This window comes from Vibrio ouci, assembly GCF_004551525.1.
Lineage (GTDB): Bacteria > Pseudomonadota > Gammaproteobacteria > Enterobacterales > Vibrionaceae > Vibrio > Vibrio ouci.
The window spans coordinates 1-21,671 of sequence record NZ_SATR01000038.1 but is presented as its reverse complement, the minus strand read 5'-3'; the positions used below and the strand labels follow the sequence as shown (position 1 = coordinate 21,671).

At 42.8% G+C, this 21,671-nt stretch carries 17 protein-coding genes; 2 read left to right on the top strand and 15 right to left on the bottom strand.

From position 1 onward, the window contains the following. Positions 1-189: 189 nt before the first annotated feature. The 7 genes from ELS82_RS19260 to ELS82_RS19230 form a co-directional block, all read right to left on the bottom strand. The gene (locus tag ELS82_RS19260; protein WP_244230825.1) at positions 190-906 is read right to left on the bottom strand and encodes a M48 family metallopeptidase; all 717 of its coding nucleotides are present in this window, start codon (positions 904-906) and stop codon (positions 190-192) included. Between the two features lie 11 nt (positions 907-917). Next, a complete protein-coding gene (locus tag ELS82_RS19255) occupies positions 918-4,103 on the bottom strand; it encodes a type I restriction endonuclease subunit R (RefSeq protein ID WP_134836925.1) in 3,186 nt (1,061 codons plus the stop codon). Between the two features lie 30 nt (positions 4,104-4,133). After that, the gene (locus tag ELS82_RS19250; RefSeq protein ID WP_134836924.1) at positions 4,134-4,871 is read right to left on the bottom strand and encodes an HNH endonuclease; all 738 of its coding nucleotides are present in this window, start codon (positions 4,869-4,871) and stop codon (positions 4,134-4,136) included. 4 nt (positions 4,872-4,875) lie between these two features. After that, positions 4,876-6,168 carry an AAA family ATPase gene (locus tag ELS82_RS19245; protein ID WP_134836923.1) on the bottom strand — a complete coding sequence of 431 codons (1,293 nt, stop codon included), beginning with the start codon at positions 6,166-6,168 and terminating at the stop codon, positions 4,876-4,878. A 159-nt stretch (positions 6,169-6,327) separates the two neighbouring features. Continuing rightward, on the bottom strand, positions 6,328-7,362 hold the full coding sequence (locus tag ELS82_RS19240) for a hypothetical protein (RefSeq protein ID WP_134836922.1): 1,035 nt from the start codon (positions 7,360-7,362) through the stop codon (positions 6,328-6,330). A 2-nt stretch (positions 7,363-7,364) separates the two neighbouring features. Further along, entirely contained in the window at positions 7,365-8,642 is a 1,278-nt protein-coding gene (locus tag ELS82_RS19235) for a restriction endonuclease subunit S (protein ID WP_134836921.1), read from the bottom strand. Then, positions 8,635-10,359, bottom strand: a complete 1,725-nt coding sequence (locus ELS82_RS19230) for a type I restriction-modification system subunit M (RefSeq protein WP_134836920.1) — start codon at positions 10,357-10,359, stop codon at positions 8,635-8,637. The genes ELS82_RS19235 and ELS82_RS19230 overlap by 8 nt, the downstream gene beginning before the upstream one ends. A 210-nt stretch (positions 10,360-10,569) precedes the next feature. Here ELS82_RS19230 and ELS82_RS19225 point away from each other — a divergent pair, with 210 nt between their 5' ends. After that, on the top strand, positions 10,570-11,892 hold the full coding sequence (locus ELS82_RS19225) for a hypothetical protein (protein ID WP_134836919.1): 1,323 nt from the start codon (positions 10,570-10,572) through the stop codon (positions 11,890-11,892). 474 nt (positions 11,893-12,366) lie between these two features. Here ELS82_RS19225 and ELS82_RS19220 read toward each other — a convergent pair whose 3' ends face one another. The 4 genes from ELS82_RS19220 to ELS82_RS19205 form a co-directional block, all read right to left on the bottom strand. After that, complete coding sequence (locus ELS82_RS19220; RefSeq protein WP_134836918.1) at positions 12,367-13,875, bottom strand: MFS transporter; 1,509 nt, start codon at positions 13,873-13,875, stop codon at positions 12,367-12,369. 164 nt (positions 13,876-14,039) lie between these two features. Beyond that, positions 14,040-14,918, bottom strand: coding sequence for a hypothetical protein (locus ELS82_RS19215; RefSeq protein ID WP_134836917.1), 879 nt, complete (start codon positions 14,916-14,918; stop codon positions 14,040-14,042). Between the two features lie 317 nt (positions 14,919-15,235). Further along, on the bottom strand, positions 15,236-16,048 hold the full coding sequence (locus ELS82_RS19210) for a M15 family metallopeptidase (protein ID WP_134836916.1): 813 nt from the start codon (positions 16,046-16,048) through the stop codon (positions 15,236-15,238). A 15-nt stretch (positions 16,049-16,063) separates the two neighbouring features. Next, entirely contained in the window at positions 16,064-16,756 is a 693-nt protein-coding gene (locus tag ELS82_RS19205) for a DUF429 domain-containing protein (RefSeq protein ID WP_134836915.1), read from the bottom strand. Positions 16,757-16,841: 85 nt separating this feature from the next. Here ELS82_RS19205 and ELS82_RS19200 point away from each other — a divergent pair, with 85 nt between their 5' ends. Beyond that, positions 16,842-17,258, top strand: a complete 417-nt coding sequence (locus tag ELS82_RS19200; protein ID WP_134836914.1) for a VOC family protein — start codon at positions 16,842-16,844, stop codon at positions 17,256-17,258. On the opposite strand, the gene ELS82_RS19195 is transcribed toward ELS82_RS19200, so the two are convergent. From ELS82_RS19195 to ELS82_RS19180, 4 genes are all read right to left on the bottom strand, one after another. Then, complete coding sequence (locus tag ELS82_RS19195; protein WP_341867193.1) at positions 17,253-17,657, bottom strand: FAD-dependent oxidoreductase; 405 nt, start codon at positions 17,655-17,657, stop codon at positions 17,253-17,255. The two genes, ELS82_RS19200 and ELS82_RS19195, sit on opposite strands and share 6 nt — an antisense overlap. Before the next feature lie 113 nt (positions 17,658-17,770). Then, positions 17,771-18,916 (bottom strand): MFS transporter, encoded by a 1,146-nt coding sequence (locus ELS82_RS19190; protein WP_134836912.1) that lies wholly within the window; start codon positions 18,914-18,916, stop codon positions 17,771-17,773. Further along, on the bottom strand, positions 18,895-19,878 hold the full coding sequence (locus tag ELS82_RS19185) for a diiron oxygenase (RefSeq protein WP_134836911.1): 984 nt from the start codon (positions 19,876-19,878) through the stop codon (positions 18,895-18,897). Before ELS82_RS19185 ends, ELS82_RS19190 begins: the two co-directional genes overlap by 22 nt. A gap of 9 nt (positions 19,879-19,887) precedes the next feature. Beyond that, positions 19,888-20,913, bottom strand: a complete 1,026-nt coding sequence (locus ELS82_RS19180; protein ID WP_134836910.1) for a SagB/ThcOx family dehydrogenase — start codon at positions 20,911-20,913, stop codon at positions 19,888-19,890. Positions 20,914-21,671 lie beyond the last annotated feature (758 nt).

The following is a 21,671-nucleotide window of genomic DNA, read 5'->3' as shown; positions in this document are numbered from 1 at the left end:
TACACCTTTGTAACTCACCCTAGACCTCAGCTCACGATGAAAATAGTATGAATTGTATCTAATTAACTGATTTAAATATTGTTTAGTTAAGAGCTAATTAAGTTAAGTACCCAATTTGTGAATTTAGTCCACGGATAATATAAATTTAATTACTTATCTATTGTTACGCAGGTATATAAACAAATATGACTACACGCACAGTCCATGCCCAAATTCTCTAAGCCACTCTTTATTCTCTTTGTAGTCGGGCATGACTCGCTCCACTTCCTTCCAGAACTGAGGTGAATGATCATGATGAAGCAAATGGCAAAGCTCGTGGATAACCACATAGTCAACTACACGGTTAGGGGCCATCACAATTACCCAGTTAAACTCTAAATCACCGTAAGGGGTACAACTACCCCAGCGGCTCTTAAACTCTTTAGTCCGAACGACGCCAGTTTCAACACCCACCAGCGATTCATAACGCCTCACTTTTTCGCGAATCTTTTTGTCAGCGTGGCGCTTGTACCAATTTACCAATGCCCTGCGAATATAGTGCGTTTGAGTTGAAGGTTCTGGCACGGTTACAGTGATGCGCCCATTCATCAGCTTAGTGGGTGCCAAATCACCTGTAAGCACTTTTAAGCGATAATTACGCCCTAGGTATGGCAATGCCTCACCCGATACATATTCTCGTGCTAACGAGGGACTATGAGCTTGATATTGAGCCAACTTATCAACTATCCAACTATGCTTATCTGCAAGAATTTCATCTATTTTTTCTTGCTCTAATAACTTGGGAACGATGATAGTCACCTCCCCTTCATCAACTTTAAGTGATGCAGTTTTCTTTCTTGAAGTACGCTCCACCAGCACACTGTAACTGGCAGTATGAATAAGCTCTGGCTGGTGCTTTTTCGTCATGTTTTGCTCAATCATTTATTGCCGAACTTGTGCTTAGCGAGATCCATAAAACGCTCTTGAAGAGCACTAACCAATGCTTTATCACCAAACGGCTGATCAAGCACAGCGCGTTTTATCTCTTTCTTCATCCGCTTAACTTCATCTTGCTTAGCGAAGAAATCAATCATTTCCGTTGCTTCATTTAACATGGCGACCAAAGTTTGCGTGGTATCTTTAATAGCTTCATGGACGCTTTCATCAATCACATCGCCATCATTAGCGTTAGTCACCTCGGCAATTAAGATATTGTAAAAAGCGAACTCTGTTTCGTTTAACCCAACATCTTGAGCGGCTTGCTGGTGGGCTGACCCAATGTCATCTGTCATTGCAAGTAGTAACTCAAGCTGCAAAGCCCATTGACCAGACGTCTTCTCGATAATATCCCTCAGTCTCAGACTCAAAGAACGGTAGTACTCAGGGTCATCATCAAGATTAACGGTTATATGATGCTTGATAGCGCTCTCTATCTCAGAGGCTTTAGATTCATCTGATTTATTTGGCTTAATCGTATCTTTGAAGTTGGCTGCCAATAAGTCCACTGGAGGAATTTTAGGATCTACCCCTGTACTCAAAATATGCTCATCGACCAACTGTCTTACTTTTTCACCAATCTCACGCATATCTAAACCAGCATCTCGATACATGGTTCGCGATGCATTGTGTACTTTTCCTAGCAACTTCATATCTGGGATAAAAGGAGCAGCACTCGCATCAGGCAATATTACGTTGAGCTGTTTGGCAAAAAGTTTGAACGCTACATCAAATTGAGCACGAGTAGTTTCATCTTTAAGCGCGAGCACATACTCGTCAATATCATCGCTATCAATGTGTTTAAAGAATGACATTGCACGGGTATGTTTCGCCTTAAGCTTCGGTACCTCGTCTTTGAGGCTTTGATACGTCCCCTCAACATCTTCACTACTAAACAAATCAAGCGCTTCAGTTAAGTGCGTTGCAAGACCATAGTAGTCAACGATGTAGCCACAAGTTTTACCTTTGTATGTACGATTCACACGAGCGATGGCTTGCATTAATGTGTGATCTTGCAGTTTTCTATCGATATACATGACCTGTGCAATCGGTGCATCAAAGCCAGTTAACAGCATATCTTTGACGATGAGAAACGCCGTATTATCAAACTTCTTGTCCTTTTCTTCAGTGCCAGCCTTATCCATACCAAAAGGCTTTTTGAAGTTACTAATCACCTTTTTTTGATGTGCTTTGTCGGTGTACTTAGCGATATACTGCTTATCGTTGTGGTCACCAGAAATGATCACCTCTGAAGGCGGAGCACCAAGCTCATCCAGTGTCTTTTTGAAAACGGCAGCGGCATGGCGGCTACCAACAACAATCATTGCTTTAAAGCCATCAGGACGAATGCGCTCTTTATAGTGCTTGAGCAGATCAAGGCAGACCCAACGGATGCGTGCAGGCGCTTCACGCACGGCACGTTCTACACCGTACTTTTTCTTAATTTCGCGCTGTTCTTCTTCTGTGTATTCACCAAAGTATTCTTCAAACAACTTATCAAGAGATTCTCCAGCAACTTCAGACTTAACTTCTCGACCTTCATACAGCAGGCGTACAGTCGCCCCGTCTTCTACTGCTTGGTTGATTTTGTACTCGTCAATATAGCCACCAAATGCTTGCCCCATCTTCTGGGTTTTAAGCAGTGGTGTCCCCGTAAAGCCTACTTTAGGCGCATTAGGCAGTGCAGCATTGATAGTCATCGCAAGACCACCAAACTGAGTACGGTGTGCCTCATCAGCCAATACGATGATTTTTTCGCTAGGGTTTAGATCTTTAAACCCTTCTGCAGCTTTCGGCTGTTTCTCTTGTTCTTTCTCTAAATCAGAGAACTTCTGAACCATTGCCGTAACGAGATCTGAGCTGTCTTTTTTTAGTAGCTCTTTGAGTTCATTCACTGAGCCAGCGTTATAAACGGTTTCACCTTGCGCATCACGGAAAGTATCAGAGAGCTGCTCATCGAGCTGAGTTCTATCGGTGATGAATACCAACTTATATTGCTGCAGTTCAGGGTCACGGCGCATCTTCACCGCTAGCATGACCATGGTCAGAGATTTACCACTCCCCTGCGTATGCCACACCACGCCAGATTTTTCTCTGCGGTCTTTACCTGTTTTTAAGCGCTGAATGACCTTATTAACGGCACGATACTGCTGATAACGTGCAACTTTCTTAATAATTTTGCCATCGTCGGTTTCATAGATGATGAAGTTTTGCAGAATATCGAGGAAGTTATCCAGGCTAAAAATGCCTGCTATTAATCGCTGCTGCGCTGTTACACGAGTCAGGACTTCGTAAGTGGCTTTTTCTTCGGCAGCTTGTAAGAACTCAACTTGGCTTTCTGCCTCGGAGTTGTCATCCACAACATCGTCAGGAAGCTGAACGTCCACGGTAGAACGAAACGTCACTGCATTGTCGTGCAGTGATTGTTGAGCTAGCTCTTCATCACTGTATGGGTAGGCATCTTTCCAATCACCATAGTGCTGACTGCTGGAGCTAATAGTACCGACTCTCGCTTGGTCACGACAGGTCGAAACCATCAATTGGTTATACCAAAATAGCTTTGCCGCACCTTCTTCATTTTCTTGTTCACGTAGGTTAGCGTAACGACGAAGCTGGTCTATTCCGTGGCTCATAGGGTCAGAAATGTACGGAGATTTGCATTCAATGACAGCAAGAGGAATACCGTTAACAAAACAGATTATGTCAGGGATAATGTTTTGTGCACCTTCGACTTTAAACTGGTTCGTCACTAAGAATTCGTTGTTGGGCGGCGTATCGAAGTCGATAAGTTTAACGGTTTGCCCTTTACGCCCTTTACCGAGGTCTTGCTCTACCGATAGGTAGTTAACCATGGTTTGGTAGAAAGCATGGTTGTACTCCATCAAAGCAGCAAAATTGGGGTGCGTAACTTCCCTAGATACCTTTCGCAGGTTTTCTTCACTGATCCAAGGGTTAATACGTTTAATTGCCGCCTCTAAGCGCTTCACCAGTATGACGTCACGTAGATAGGTACGCTCTTGATTTGCATGTTCAGGGGAGAGGGATTTACCTTGTACGTAAGTCCAGCCAAGCTTAACTAACTGAGCAATGGCGGGGGCTTCTACCTTATCGAATTCGTTATTTGCCAAAATATATTCTCTGCAAGACAGAAAGGAGATTTAAACTTTACCGCCATGGGCAAGTACATCTGGATTTGGGGCTGGGGTTACTGAATCACCTGTTGTCATATCAAAACAACCACTCTCTTCAGTTCCTTTGAATGCACGCACAAGTTTAAGCTTCATATCAGGACAATCTGCAAATACAGTCAACCAAATACTAAAGAAACCTTCAGAAACCGCCCAGCCAATAGCCATTTCTTTTAGTAAGTCATTTTGGGGTTGCTGTTGAATCATCGCTTCTGCACTTTGAGCTTTTGCCCACGCTTGCATCCTTTGAGAAACACGGTCAATCTCAACTTGTACGCCATTTGCATCGAGTGCGCGGAGTATTTTCTTGTCAAGACCAACAAGCTCTAAAGTTGCTTTTGCATATCCACTGATTGGAGTAGCCAATGCCTCAGAAACCGAAACTTTCCCATCCTCAGTATATTGAAAGGAGCTAAAAGTATTGTCGCGATCTGGTATTAATAGTTTATCTAAGTCGACCTTTTTATCTTTCTTAGTCGAATTACAATTAACACAAGCCAAAAGAAAATTCGTCCACCTGCCAATTAACTCAGGGTGTCCATCATCGCCAGCTTTAGGTTGAATATGCTCCACAGCCAAATTAGTTTTTATTGGACGCTCACAGTACGAACAATAACTCCCTAAACGACCTATTAACGCAGGTTTTGCCTTGGTATAATCATCATAATCGTCAGCCTCCGGGGAAGTGTCTCTTCTTATTGGTCGCATTAACTTACTCTCCTAATTTGGCAACTCGCTGCATCTCTAGGAATGCTTGGAATGCAGGATTGTCATCATAAGGAGCAATCGATTCTGCTAACCTCTCTTTATACTGTTGAAGTTTATCCTCAGGGGCTGATTCAGATTCATCTAATAACTTCAAATATTCTGTTGCTACACCTTTCATCTCTTCATAACGGCTACTCGTATCTGGCGAGTTAACATCCATAATCCCTACCGCTATATCCGAGAGAGTCTTATTCGCTAGTTGAGCTGGTGCTAAGCCATCAAGCATGATCAACTCTTCACTAGAGCGTAGTGACTGAATTAAGAAAGGTGAGTGCGTTGTGCAAATAAATTGCACTTTAGGGAAAGTATTCCGCAAGTCTTCAATAACATGACGCTGCCATTTAGGATGAAGGTGTAGATCAAGCTCATCAATTAGAACAATACCTTCAGTCTTATTAAGCACCTCATCCCCTAAGTGAGGATTAAGACGCGCTGCTTTTTGTGCAATGTCCGCAACCAAAGCTAAAACACATCGTTGACCGTCACTTAGCAAGTTGAAAGGTTGTGGTTCTGAATCTTTAAGGGTTAAAAGTAGCTCTTCTCTTTTTGGGTCATAACGTAAATGCTCAGCATGCTCTATACAGCCAATTACCGCCTTACGCACAACCTTAAGCATGGTAGATTCTTTACCTTCTTGAAACGCTTGCCACTCTTGGCGAGCAAACCATGCAACTAGCTCTTTTAAAGCTATACGAGGGTCGACACAATGCTTATAGCCATCTAGGCGAGAAGGTTTGGTTGTTGATTTTGTTAATGATGGCTTTGCTCTAGAGGCTTTTGGATCTTGCCATAAACGCATTGTGCCATAATAGCTGATCAAAGGAAGGTTGATATCCTCCGAAAGCCGCTCATCGCAATTTTTTGCCAGAGCAATCAATGAACTAGCATTGCCGTAACGAGTGTTCCCCTTCGGTGAATCTTTAGAGCGCTCCCATTCAATCTTTTGCTCTTTAACTACTCCAGTTGCAGAAACCAAAACCGGCCATGCCTCAACAAACTGAGACTCTCCCTCTTTTTCAACATATGACAAAGTGGCATCGGTTGGGTATAAGCTTTTTTGATCGTTTTTCTTCTTAAAACCTAATATCCAAGTCGCCATCGCTACCGATACTGCATCCAACACAGCTGTTTTACCCGTCGCATTTTGTCCAACTATGAGGTTTACTTGAGGATTAAACTGGAAAGTTTCATCCTTATAGCAACGGAAGTTTTTGACAGATAATGTATTGAGTTTCATGAGGTTTACTCTCGTAAAATAGCATTAAAGTTATATTAACTTATATTCGACCAAGTTTCAGGGGGTTATCTAGGACTACAGCGATAGCCAAGAAAAAGCTCACAGGCAGAGCAAAATCGCAAGCGCCTCTACTTTTTCGAATTCATTATTTGCCATGCGTTAACTCCAGCTTTTTTCAGTTAATCTTGTGGCTATTTCAGAATCACTTGGTAGCACTTCAATATCGAGCACTTCTCCTAGATCGAAATACTTAGACCGCTGAATTGGGTATTTAGAGCTTTTATTGAAGTTGGTCGCTACAAACTCATCGACAACAAAGAAATGATGCCCAGTGTAGACGTTCCAGCCATGCACTTCCTCAGCAGAGCGCATCACCCCAATTATCCGATTTTTCTCATCTTCGGTTATTTCAGCGCCTTCTTGATAAGCCACCAAGTTAAGTTCATCCGTCTCTTTATCGTATTCAGCATGAACAATTTTGGTTAGCTTACCGATACCACGCACAGATTTGTTTTTGTATAAGCCAAGATAAGCGTGGTTTGAGAATCCCCTATCAATAGGATCGTAGTAAACCCCGAACTCCATGTTCTCATGGAACGTATAACCCGTAACGATGGCCCTCATCACCATCTCGTCACGAGGAAGCAATGACATCGAATCACAAAACTCTCGATAGTCACCCAAGATTTCATGGAGCTCAAGATCGTAGTCCAATAAGACAGAGTCAAAGTTTTTGATGATTTCAGTGAAAGTTGTTGCCAAGCAAATCACTTGCGTATCGTTTGCTTGGTTGAAGCTCTTAACGTCACTTATCACTTGCGTTAAGAATTCATCATTTGGTTTGCGTGGGTCTAAAAGCAATAGCACTTGAGTATCTTCGTTTTCAAAGCTCTCCAAGTGGTTAGATAGCTGGGATAAACCGTAATTCCCATATAGCTTTGTCTCAATAACAACTTTGATGCTTTTCTGGGTAATCAAGCCATCCGGTACACTATTTCTTTTTGTATTCCCTTCTTGCTGGGCAAACTGCATACCCACATCAAAGGTTAGGTTTCCATCACCACTGAGGGCATTTAGGAAATCTTCAAACCTTGCAGGACTATGGTTGTACAGTCGAGAAAACAGCAACAAGGTATTGTTGGTGACAACGTTTTCTTTCTGGGAGTATCTTTGGAAATAGTGTACTCGACTCATGGTTAGTCCTCGACCTTAACGCGAACCTTGCCTGTTAGAAGATCTTGCATAAGGGCTTTTTTCATATGGCTAACTTTTTGAAGTTTTTTCTCTTTGTTTTTTATCGCCACATCAACACTCTTTAAAGAATTAACGATTAAACCCTGCTCTTCTTTCGGCGGTAATTTGATTAAGATCTTGCTGCAGTCTGGAACCCTCATATGTGGCACCGTGCTACCACCACTGAAATCTTCAAGCTGCTGCTTTCCATATTCACTCATCAATGAATACAATAAAAAATGTGATGATGTTTTAGTTTGATCTGCGCGGTACATCATTGTCCGTTGACCAAGAAAAACTCCCCGGGAGTCTTCTAAAACCCCACACTCTCCAACCGGCGCTTCACGAGTAAATATCAAATCGCCATTTTCTGGAGTTAACCGACGAGTCCACGCGTTATAAGTTTCTTCCGTAACATAGCGTACGTTCTCAGTATCAACTCGACCATGTCGTACATTAGTTGTACGTATCATCTTATATGGTGTTTTATAGTCTACTACTGGCGCAGTCTTGTTCACACAATCCACTACATAAGTACATAGTTCAGATATCTTCCGAACCTCCCACCCCTTCGGAATCCTACCCACTGGCGAGTCTTTAAACTCGGCATGCGGCTTACCATCCACACCGACACCACGAGTAAGTAACTCTTGCATCATGCCTGTTTTTAAGTCTTTGAGCTTGTCGATTTGCGCCTGTATTTTTTCAATCACGTCATCGGCAGAGGTAAGGATGGCGGCGATTTTCTTTTGTTCAGGGAGGGGCGGCGCAATCAGCTTTAATTTCGAAAGCGCTCCTCTTGCAATTCTAGTGCGAGTTGTACCACTGGCATTCAGCTCAATATCCGCTCTGTAGTCAGAAGAATTAATAGCCGACATCAACCACTTATGATCAGCATTCGGAGTACGAATAATAGCAATATCGACAATTGTTGCCGCCCGAGCATTATCAAGTGGATATAAACATGCTCTTCCTAAAGGTTCAGGCATTCGTGCTACCAAGACATCATTTTTTCTCAACGTTGTGCAATTTAGTCTTTCAAATTGCTCGTCGTTTAGATAACGAGACGACTTATTGATAAATCTACCATCACCAATATCAGCAAGTTGAATTAATCGGTTAGAACCATTCGGGTCTTGGTCTTTACTCTCAACCCAATCCCCATCACTAAACAACGAGTCTTTCTTAGTTAACTCCCCAATTGATGTTACTGCCCAACCTTCCGGAACTACATTACTCATAACCTAGCTCCTTTAAGTACCCTTGCATTACTTGCTCAGCTTCCGTTACTTGCTTATCAAATTCATGCAACGACACTTGGTATTTATCCCACCAACGCTCAAGTTGTGTGATAACCTTGGCGTCTACATCACCTGCAACTTCTCGGATCTGCTCTTTACTTTTAATGCTTGGTTTGAAGGCATAGTAATCATCGTTGGTTTTATCGAACACTAAAGAGATATCAAACCCCTCAAGGATTTCTTCTTCAATATATTCGTTATGCACTTCACGAGCAGGAATACCACCATGAAGAATCGCACGTACATCAAAAATTTCTGCTGGTGGTGAGGTATCCGCATAACGGCGAATGTTGAGGTTAAAGTCGTTCTCGGCAATTTCTGAATAGTTCACCACTTTCGCGTAGCGCTTCACATCAACATAGTTATCGAAGGTTTCAACAATCTTAGTGATATCTTTCAGGCGCAGTTTGTTCTGGTTTTTGCCTTCTTCAAACTCAAGTTCAGAGTTGATAAACAGCACTTTACCTCTTCGTTCTGCCGCTTTATTCTTGTTGATAATAAGCAAACAAGCAGGAATACCCGTGCCATAGAACAAGCCAGATGGCAGACCGATCACCGCTTCTAGCAAATCGTCTTCCAAAATGCCTTGGCGAATCGCCTTCTCACTTGAACCACGGAATAGCACACCATGAGGCATGACCACACCGACCATACCTTCATTGTTAGTACTAGCAATCATATGCTGAACAAAGGCTAAGTCACCTGCATCTTTAGGCGGCGTACCATAAGGAAAGCGTCCAAAACCATCATTATCACACTCGTCTTTACCCCACTTCTTTAGTGAGAACGGCGGGTTGGCAATAACGCGGTCAAAGCTAATGAGCTCTCCGCCTTCGGTATGCTTTGGCTCACGTAGAGTGTCGCCTTTGCGGATGTCAGCACTTTGTACGCCATGTAAGAACATATTCATCTTACAAATCGCCCACGTATTCAGGTTCATCTCTTGCCCGAATAGCGACAGATTGGCAGGGTTTTCACCGTGTTGTTTTAGATAGTTTCGAGTCTGAACCAACATACCGCCTGAGCCCGTTGTTGGATCGTAGATACGCATACCAGCATGAGGTTTCAGCAATGCCACCAGCAGTTGTACCACTTCACTTGGGGTATAGAACTCCCCGCCCTTTTTGCCTGCGCTATCTGCAAACATTTTGATTAGGTATTCGTAAGCCGTTCCCAACATATCAGGGCGCTCAAAATCTTCATTACGTAGACGATGTTGGCTAAAGTGAGAGAGCAAATCACGCAACTTAGCATCAGTCAGCTTGTTCTTAATATTGAAGTCGATGGTCACCAACACACCTTCTAGGGATGGGTTATGTTCTTCAATCGCTTCTGTCGCTTTGTTGAGGCTTTCACCAATGTTGTGCTTTAAGTCTTTTAGTGCAGACCAACGCGCATTCTCAGGGATATAGAAGGTACTATCGTACTCATCTTCATCATCTGCTAACTCTTCTGCTTGAGCTTGTGTTTTACCTTTGTCTAGGTAGTACTGAATGACTTTCTCTTGCTCTTCTTCAAACGCATCCGACATGCGCTTTAAGAACATCATGCCAAAGATATAGTCTTTAAATTCAGAGGCATCCATGTTGCCACGAAGGATATCAGCGGTTTCCCATAGGAAAGATTCAAGCTGCTGGAGGGTGAGTTTTTTAGTCATTTCGATTCTTATAAATAAGGCTGGTGGCACGGTAATACCCGTACCAGAAAATTGGTTCTGATTTTACGCCTTAAGAGCGGTTCGAACAATGTGTGCTTATAGAAACTAAAGAGTGAAGCATATTAAACCTTACACATACCACCTTTGAGTCACATCATTTTGTAGCATAGAATAGTCTCTGTATTAAACACCTCAACTTAGAAGCGTAACATGCAGATAGTTAAAGATTTTTTTAAATCCATGGCCACCAGTATTGACTCCAGAGTAACTAGCCCCGTAGTCGGCACTTTTTTCACATCTTGGGCGCTTTGTAACTGGGATAAGCTGGTTCTTCTCATATGGGGTGTAGGCTCTGTTAACTCACGTATCGAGACTTTTTCGGCTTCATTATCTCCACTAGAAATAAACTTCATTGTAGGCCCTGCATCTCTAACGCTGCTCTACCTATTTGCGTTACCTTGGGTAAACCATTGGATTTACAGAGCTCAATCTCCTTGCGAAGGAAGACGCTACTCAAGTGCTGTTGACTTAGATATAGATAAAGAAGAACACCGAGGGCGGTTAGTCAAAGCCACAAAGAAAGCCGATATGCAAGACCAAATCGCTGAGATCGAAATAGAAGCTGAAAAGAGAAACATTGAAGCTGACACACGTAGACGAATTGCTGAGACCGAAAAAGCAGAGAGCGAAAGGCTTGAAGCAGAAAAGCGTAAAGAGAAAGCAAAAAGTGAAGCTGAAGAGCAAAAGTCCATTACACAAAAAGCTACTCATGAAGCAGAACTAAAAAGAATTCGTACAGAGAAAGAAAGGCAAGAGTTTGAGCTGAACACTGAAATCCACAACGATAAGCTTAAAGTGATGCGATTTCCTGCTGTCTTTTACTTAATTGATACCTTGTCAGAAAGCATCGCTGCAGATGAGGTGTACCTAAATCCTTCAAGTTTAGGTGCTATTGTTGCTGCTAGCTTTGGTTATGGCTCCTTCGAAGACTTACTCAACGACAGAAACTTCAATCACGAATCATTGATGAAAACTCGTTATTTAGCTTATGACGAAAGACTACTACCAGCCTTCGCAAAGGTATTAGATGAAAACAAGATCGAATATTGGGGAGAAGATTGGCTATTTGAGCATTTTCAACAAATCCTATCAGATAAGTTCAATATAACCATTTCTAGCATTGATGGGGTAGTTGAGGAACTTGTTGAAGCTATAAACAACTTTGATGAACTACTGGATTTAACGGAATCTACACCCGTAAACTCAGAAATAGCTAATACTAATGCAATTGATTATGAAGCTGACTCTGCGGATTTAATAGACCATTCTTTTGATAGTACAAAAGGGCTTACCTTATCTTTCAGTACATCACTTACCGGAACAACAGAAGAAGACAAAGGTTATTGTGGCGATACTATCGATGTCAAATTTGATGTAGACCTTCCAATCGTTATAGGAAGTTACGGATTAGGTGAACACGAAAAAAATGTTACTTCTGCAAATTTAAGAGACTACTCAGATCCCGAAGATTGAAGTGATATAACTGATAGTGACAAGCTGGATTGGAGATACTAATTAAGGAACTCTGTTATTTGCTAATGGCCGTATGCTCGGTAATATCTAGAACTCGAACAATCAGCAAGCTTACAATGGTGAATGGGACAACGCTGAATCATTGTTTTTTGAGTGAGCATCCAACTATTATTTGGATCACTTTCACAATTTTAAGCTTTATCTGTTGGCTCACTACCAAACAACTTTAGTACCAAGACATGTACCAAGACAGATAATAAAATCAAACATTCCATAACTAAAACAATACCTTAAACAGAGAATTCAGATGCCGCCAGCCCAAACGTTTGGAAAGGCGCTAACTCTTTGAGTTAGCGCCTTTTTTGTCTATGTTGTCCCACAAGAAAGCATTAGAACTAAATCAAAACGCCCTCACTGTCTTATAAGCACACATAGCTCTGGCTTCATCATAGGTATAAAAGGTGCCCATGGTGATCATGGTTTTTCTTCCGAGCGGCTCATAGAGGCGCTTTTCATCTTGAACAGTAAAGTCAACCAAGATAATGAGCAGAGTGCAGCTAGGAGTAACATCGCACTTGAATAAGACGCCATAAAGCCGTCGATGACCAGATGACTGACTTCATTGATCCCTAAAGACAACTGGCTCGCCAAAGCCTGAGTGAGTTGCTCCAAATCGCCAGTGTGTAGCGTCGATGCCAATTCGTTTTCTCGCCCTGAAGAGAGATGCTCCAGTAACTGGCTGTTGAATAATGCGACGCCGATGGCCAAGCCTATCGAGGCCCCTGTGTTTTGTATCGTGCCTAAATTCCCGATCGCAGCCCCCGTATAGTGTTGCGGTACCGAAGTGACCGCCGCAGTCATAGACGGACTCAAGACGCACCCCCAACCAATTCCCATGCAAAGGAATGAGAGAAGAATAAATGGTGTCGTCTCACTCGCGGTGAATTGGGATTGCAGTATGGCTGAGATGGCCAATAACAACAGCCCCAACATGATAATAGGTTTGCAGCCAAATTGATCGACGGCTTTACCAACAAACGGGGAGATAATAGCTACCCCTGCGGTAGTCGGAAGGAGCATGAATCCAATATTTAACGCCGGTAAGTGTTGAATATTAGCCAAGTACAGCGGCATCAGAAAGAACGCCAAACTATAGAATGCGCCCAAGGTAAAGGAGGCGATCGCCGACGAAGAAAACTGCGAATTACGCAAGATACTTAAGTTGGCAATAGGTTCAGTAGCCTTACGTTCAGCGTAGACAAAGCCAAACGTAAACAGTGCGATTGCAGCAGATAACGCGAGCGAATTAGATGATAGCCATCCCCAAGTCGGTCCCTGCGTAAATAGTATCGATAGACACCCGAGGATCAGCGTGACCAGTATCGCACCAGGTATATCAAGACGGCCTTTCTTTTCCTGATGCTCCGGTGCAGGAATGGAGGCCAGACAAGCCAGCACCGAGAGCGCGATAATCGGAATATTGATGAAGAAAATCCATCGCCAGCCCATGTAGCTGACCAGTAAGCCACCAAGGAAAGGTCCTATCGCCAAGCCGAGTCCATTGATTCCAAATAAAATGCCTAACGCATGCCCTTGTTTATGTGCTGGAAAAATATGGGAAATGATCGCACCTGAGTTGGTAAACAATATAGCGCAGGCAACCCCCTGTAACAGTCTTGCCACGATGAGTACGTCAATGTTTGGAGCTATCGCCGCTGCGACAGAGGACAAACCAAATACCACCACGCCTGCGTAGAAGACCTTTTCATGACTGTAGATATCCCCCAGACGCCCCATCATCACCATCATGGAAGAGAGCGCGATAACAAAAATGTTCATCACCCATTGCAGAGATGAAAGGGAAGAGGAGAATTCAGTTTGTATATCCGGTAATGCTGTATTAACAATGGTAAAGTCAACACAGCCTAAAAAGCTCGCTAAACCGACACCGAATAAGGCAAGGTTTGGGTTCTTATTTAACATATATGTATCCGATTATTTAGGCAGTTTTTAAGTAAGCGTTGTTACATTGGGAATGTCGACTTTTTCTTGAACCTCAATGAAAGCCAGATCTAGGTAGTAACACTGAGCCCCCTGCCACCGCGTATTCTATTTATGTTCCAACGTTTCTGAACGATAGCATTCGATTAGCGACTGATATACACACGTAGATTTTGTGTGTCGATGATCATTTGTCTTCCACGTAATACATCCATGCCAAGTATCCCATCAAATTCAGTAATCTCACTTGTATTCGGGATCAGAATTGCAAATGGATGACCAACACTATCCAAGTTATCAGACAGTTCATATCGCACCACCATACAATCAGAGTCCTGAGCCTCAGGAAACGCCGCGCTACAACCCAATTTAGTTAATGGTTCAGTTAATGGGCTAGAAAGGAGGACGGAATGGCTAGCGGCAGTATCAATGACTAACCTTATTCGAGAGCCTTCACTAAGATACCCGTCAATTTGAAGGCCCGCTTTATTTGGAGTTACGCGAAACTCAGTCCACCCTGATAAATCAGTTGGTAAGGAGTCAATCACCCTGATCTTGTTACTGTAAAAGTCCATTAAAACTAATGCATCTTGAAACAATCCTAAACCCAAAACCTCATCGGCAGGTTGTTCGCCACCACCAAGCACAAGCCCCCACGGTTTAAACGCGAGAATATCTACTTCATTAAACGTTACTTTAGAAATAACTAACTTATCAACTTGCCATAGGTCTGTTGTAGTGATGTTTCCATCCAAATCAATCGACCTATCAGTACCGATATACTGAATCGAAAAGGCGGGGTCATCGATCATGCTATTAATATTTTCCTGATACAAATACAGCCCTCGTGAAGCGCCAGTGTCGACACTTAATTGGTGGGTATTATTTCCGATGGTTACATGAGCGATGGGAATACCTAGTTCGCCATAAGTCAGCGGCCAACTATGCTGAGTATCAGGAAAGGAGTTAGCGCATCCGGTTAATATCAAAGTGCTAAAGCAGATCTTGATGGTATGTCTGAACATAAGTCTCCGTTTGAATCTAAAATAAATCACTGATCATTTATGCCCACAATTGTTTGTAACTGATTGGACGGTAAATGTTTCTTAACCGGCAGCTAGCAAGCTGCGGCTGCGATAAAACTTATACTCAGATATTGGCTAAAGGTAGTTATTAACAATAATTAATCTGAAACCTGCCCCAATAAAACAACAACCTACGGTCATAAACTAATTATCAAAATTGGTACCTAGTAAATGAATACTTGTTCAAATGAGATATGAGTAAAAAGGCCAACTCAAAAGAGTTGGCTTTTTATTTATCTTTGTTGGTTCGCCGCTAATCAATGCCTATGAACGATACGATAAGCACACATCGCTCTGGCTTTCTCTGCACCTTGCGCTTTGTTTTGCTGGTAGCACGCTCGGTAGGAATCGATGTAACGGTTAAACAGTTGTGTCGCCTCTGGCTTAGGTTTGGAGACTAATTGATTGACGAACTTCCTTGAGCCAACTTCGAAATGCTGGGTATCGATAGGCGTGTTCCAATCCCCGCCCCAAATAAGAAATCCGTGGTGGGCAAATAGATCGACTACCTCTTCCGCCATGCCTGTTCGGCTTAGCTCAGAGCGAGCACGAAACTGAGTTCGGTTAATGTACTGTGTTGCAGATTGAGTCGGCTTAACGGTAATAGTGCCGTTATCCCCAAACTCTAAGAATGGGTTTTGCACTGGGTTAATATCAATCGCTACGCCGTAAGCATGTTTAGACCAACTACTACCACCCGTGATCGCCCGAGCATTAAATGCGCTGCTGTTGTTGGCGTCCATCGAGGCATTGTCATCGCCTTTAAACTCACGCATTAAACGTGCGGAGTGGAGCGGGAATTTTCGCTGCTTCAATGCCTTGAAGATTTGCTCGACAGAAGGTGCCACGATATCCAAGACAATCACACTTCCTGACTTGGTTTTATCGGCAAAATTCACAAACTCAAAATCGACTTTGTTTAACCGGTCACATCCAATTGGCGCATTGCTTGGCAAAACTCCGGTCTTTTTCATCATACCGCATTGCCACTCTGAAATAGGTGCGACGTTTGCGCTCGCTCCTGCACTGAATAGTAGCAGTAAGGCTGTAACCACTGTTTTTATCGTCATTATTCTCTGTTTCATTTAATTCGCTTGCCAATACACAATTTCATTATCCAACGACGCTTTCGTTTCAGGCAGCGTCGACAATTGCAGCCACTTTGAAGCAATAAACATCAATGCAAACGCATCAATCAAATCGTCGGGTTGAGCCTCGCTACGCTTGGTTTGCTCTATAGAATCAGTCAGTACTGATATCCATTCTGGGCAATAGTGATTCAAAATAGTGAGGCGCTCTTCCCTACCCTCTATCGTCTTTTTGCTGTGGGATAGCGGCTGTTTATTGAGTGCTTTGAAGACGACTTCAGGGTGAGATTCTCGAAGCATGACTTTAGGGTATTGTCTTAATAGCGCATCAACTTCGCGTACTTTCGGCAAGATATACCAGGTTTGTTTAGAAAGCTTTTTACCCAATTGTTCCATATTGATTTGGCACGCTTGCTGATAAGTCTCCGCATAGGCGGCCTCTTTGCAAGGAACAGGAAATACCGATGAACCTCGCTTAGGCGCTAAGAACTTTCTTGCGGCTTTATCGCATAACCTATCTGGCTGCGCACTATCACTAAAGCCAATCGGTATGTCGATCAAAGCTCTACTCTGGGTAAGTACATCCGCTATGTTACTTAAGGAAGTCACTATTTGAAAAGATGGCGTGCCACCGTTGAGCAACCAAACAACCCACCCAGCTTTGCAACCATCAATCCCAAGATATCGCATCTTATCTCCATCGTTTATTCAGATAGCCAATCGAGCCGAGCCATTTTTTCGTATAGTTAAAACAACCAAACGACTAAGGCTAGTTATGACTACATCAAATCCCATTCGCATACTTGCGATTGACCATATTGTACTTAGAACCTCTAACTTAAAGAAAATGCTCGCCTTTTATCAAGACATTCTTGCTTGCCCAATAGAAAGAGAGCTACCCGAACTTGGCCTAACTCAACTAAGAGCAGGCACTGCATTGATCGATATAGTGACGGTAGATAGCGAGTTGGGAAAACTAGGTGGGAAAGCGCCCTTGCAGAACGGGCGCAACGTTGATCATTTCTGCCTAAAAATAGCCGCGTTTGATGAGCAACAGCTGCGTGGCTATCTTGAAGCGCACAATATAGCGACCAGTGACTTTTTCGAGCGATACGGCGCGCAAGGCTTTGGCCGCTCTATCTATATTGAAGACCCAGAAGGGAATGTGGTAGAGCTAAAGCCCCAACTATAGCTTTTGTTTCTCTGCAATCTTATCGCAAATATAACCACCAATCGGGATAGCAGAGGTTGCCGCTGGTGAGGGTGCATTACAGACATGCAAAGAACGCAGGCTCTCCGCAAACAAAAAGTCATGCACTAAGCTGCCATCTTTAAGCACGGCTTGCACCCTTATATCAGCGGGATACGGCTGCAAATCTTCGGCCTCTACCTGTGAGCAATATTTGTTAACCGGCTTTCGGTAGCCCGCTTTACAAAACTCGGCTTTTAAACTGCCTGGGGCGTAATACACCTCAGCGTGAATCACACCACTGTTGTACCCAGTTTGATGAGATGATAAGTGCTGCTCTTTCTCAATCAGCAAAATCGAGCTACTCGGATGCCGTTGCTGTAACTGCCAAGCCGTCGACACGCGAATATGCCACCACCACGAAGCCAAAGGTTCAAGCCTTCATCCCGAACGCCTGCCGTTTAACACCTTTACCTGAGTCTGGCCTCATTGGCAAGGATAATGGTAATTGCCCCTCACGGTTCGGTTTTATTAGGCCTTACCGACCGCAAAAGTATAAGTGATGAAATCGAAGACAAGAAATAGAGTAGGGCGATTGAAGTCATCCCAGACCCATAACTAAAGCCTAACCAGCCAATGGTACCTGTAGTAATAAATCTAATACTTCCCACAACAGAGGAAACTGTCGGGGTTCCGTTGACTACGAATATAGCTTTGTTGAGGGTGATATTAGATAAATAGACACCAAAAAAGGTCGCGAGGACGATAATAGGAAAGTAACTATAAAAACCAAGATTATCGTTAGTGGACATCTGCATTATGATCACAGCCAGCACGGCTATGGACAGCAAATACCAATAGTTAGAGCCCGTAAATGCTAGCTTGGTGTTGAACTTAATAATGATGGTGTTTGTGACAAAGAGTGCCACCCCATAAAAAATCATCATCCAACCGTAGTCTTGCAGAGAGCCACTAAAGTCTTGTGTGAAAATTTTGACCGACAGTATTACAAAAACGAAGTGAATGGAGAAATTCAGCGTAGACACTAGGTTTAGCACCCAAAACTCTCTTGACCTTAAAAAATTATTTCGTACCGCACTAAGGTTTTCGTCACGTAACTCACTACTTATTGACAAGAAACACAGCATGGTAACGACACAGGCGCAGGACGCGACCACAATAATCGAGCCCCACCCAAACGCTGTTGTTAATAGAGCCCCCAGCATCGGTGAAAGCGTAATTGCAATCGCAGAGATTGACGCAATCAAAGCGCGAACCCTCACTCCCTCTTCCTCATTAAAGCAGTTTCGCACTATAAATGTACTTAGTACGAATGACGATGAGAACAGCCCTTGCATGAATCGTGAGCCAAGGAAGAGTTCATAACTGCTATGGCCAAGAGACAGCAAATTCGAAAGCAGTAAAAAAACTAAACTTCCCAATAGCACAGTAGTCACTCCCAGTTTTTCTGCCAGAATACCAACAACCAATACCCCTACACCGAATCCGTAGGTAAACAAAGTGACCGAAGAGATGGTATCTCTATAGGGAATCGAAAAATAACTGGCTAAGTCTTCAAAAGAGGAAATAAACACGTCCATCGGGAACATGGACAATACAGACAGTGCTGCTAGGCAGACTAGTACCTTTGTTCTACGCATAGGTTGCCTCCCTGCGCAAATTTCGCTAAACGATAGCGAGTCAGCAACTCATTAAGCTCTTGAACATCCCATGCGCCAAGCCTATTAAGCTCCGCAAACAGTACTTTAGACGTTCTTTCAACAAAGCTGGCAACCCCTTCAAACTTGTTCTCTGGTTTGATGGTAGGCATGAGCGAAAATAAGTCAGCCTTATCAATGTAGCTAAGGTAGTTCTTCACCCAAGTGCGATCCATGTATGATACGTTGAGTTCCATCACTGCAAACAGTTTTGAAATAAACAACGTCTTGTCGGCTATAGTTGATGTTTTCCAAAACGTTCTCATTAGGTCAACAAATATTGCAGCGTGACGTTTTTCATCATCGAGGTGATCTTTTAATGCATTGTAGACAGGCTCATAGATGGTGTCTTTTTGGATATTGGTTAGCTGTGTAGCGATGCAAACTTCAGAGTAGACTCCCAATGCAAGCATTGACACTTCAGTATCCCTGTCATTATCGCATCTGCGCAGTGAGACGATTTTTTTTGACTTCTCTTTAGAATCTAACTCAAAGTCATGAATCTTATGAATGTCGCCACTATACATGAGTGAAGAAAGCAGATCGTAAGAGAACATGGCATGATAAACTTCGTCTGCAAAGACTCCGTAACACGTCATTCGCTCTTGCTTACCAGAAAAAAATATCGACTCACCCAGGCTAATCTTGTTCACTATCGGGTTAACAATTCCATGCTCCACTTCAACAGTGTATGACATAAAATTACTCAATATGCAGGCACCTAGAATAGCTTTTTCTTCTTGGTTTAGTTTACTCACAATTACTGAAGGTAGAAAATAAGAGTACCAAGAGTCTGCTATCCACGCAGTACTCAGCACTCCTTTCATTCCATCTACTTGCATTGAATATCGGTACTTGTGAGAAGTGATGGTTGATTTTTGCATCCAGTTGCTAACGTGATCCATAAATTTACCTTAATCGTTAGGGAACGAATTACCCGTTGCATTACCAATCGCAATGCAATATATCGGAGCTTCGACTGAAGTGTCACAACCTAGTAAGCCTTCGACATTCGAATCACAGAGTTGACCTGTAATCCAACTCCCCAAGCCCAGTTCTGAGGTTACTAGCTGGGTTGATTGCGACAAGTGCCCCACATCCAATAGTGAGACTCGATAACAGCGGGAGTGTTTGTACTTTATCCAAGACAAATCAAATCGCGTAGTCAATATGATAAGGAACGCTGCATTCTCAGCGTAGGGCTGCCCTCCGATCAGTTGGCTAAGCGGATAGTTGTCTGGGAAAGGGCGCAGGTAAATTAGCTCATGGTCTAGGTCATTATAAAAATATATCCCTCTTCCCAATCCATTTACATTCAGCGCTATAATATAGGCTTGTGTGGGGTGTAACCCACCTCCAGACGGGCTAGTTTTCTTTTTGCCTAGCGGTTCTTTGCTGTTTGAGTTGCCCCAATCGAATGATGCTTTGTAGCAAATCGTCAAGATGTTTTCTACAGAGGAAAGAGGTACCGGAGAGTCTAAGAAATCTCGAGTAGTTTTTCTGTTATTTAGGTGTTTTTCTATATCGAGATTTGACGGCTTGCAAGACAACGCTATCCGCCTCCCCATGGACTTTTCGTCCACTATTGCGCGAAACTTCGGTATGATCGAGTCCGCTTCTTGAAGCTGGACCCTTTCATTCTCTTCTACCCAGGCATCGGCATTTTTAACAACCTCTTCATTGAATACATTCTTGGTTCCATGATGGTAAATATGAGAGAGGCAATCCCAGCCCCAAGGTTGGCTCTTACTTTCCTGGAGTATATTAAGTTCCTGAAGGTACTCAATAGCCTTTACATCATATTCCCCAGAGTCGTTAATATAGTTATAAATCGTACTTACAAGTTCAGGCTGAATCTCGTACTGGTTTCGGTTGAGGTAGTCCCAAAGAATAAGTTTATTATCTACTAACTTTATGAATGAGTAATCTATATTTGCCATGAAATAATTAAAGGCTCCAACAGGTTGGAGCCTCTCCTGCTATTTAACTTTTATTTTTGCTTCTTCATTGGTGTCCAGTTAGCAGCTTTTTGGTCTTCAAGGTTTACTTTTTTCATTGTTACTTCCTTTAATTCATTAATAATTGAGCTCATTGGTTGAGCACAATTAAAAATCAATTTATTTGAATAGACCAACTTATTAATTTTTATTATTCGTGGTCTTTACTCCACAATGAACGGTGTTGTTATTTCAAGCAATGAAAGGAATTGAAGAATGTTGTATATGCGCTTGATGATTTTATTAACTCCCTCAGTACGGTTTCCTGACAAATTGGATAATTATCCCGTCAAAAAACAATAGTTCTAACAAGCTCTAAATGTACTGTCCGTTGAGCTGTACATGTCCAAAGAGTAGAATCATACTTGTACCTTAAACTGTAAGTGTGGAGGTCTTATGGAACTCGTCTCTTTTACAGAGACTCGAAGTGCGGCGATTCTTGCTGAACAAAGTTTTCGACGACATAGCCCTTGTATTCATAACCCTGTTGCTTTATCTCACGATAATTAGTCCGAAGCATATGGTTAAGAAGGCCAACTCAAAAGTGTTGGCCTTCCCCCTCTGGCAGGATAGTTGTCACTGTTAAAATTTAACCAGTTTGGGCGGTAAGAATGAATTGTGTCTCGTATTCCAGCAGAAAGAAAAGAAGCCATATTGAAGAAGCTACTGCCTCCATATTCAATGTCAGTAAGCCAGTTGTC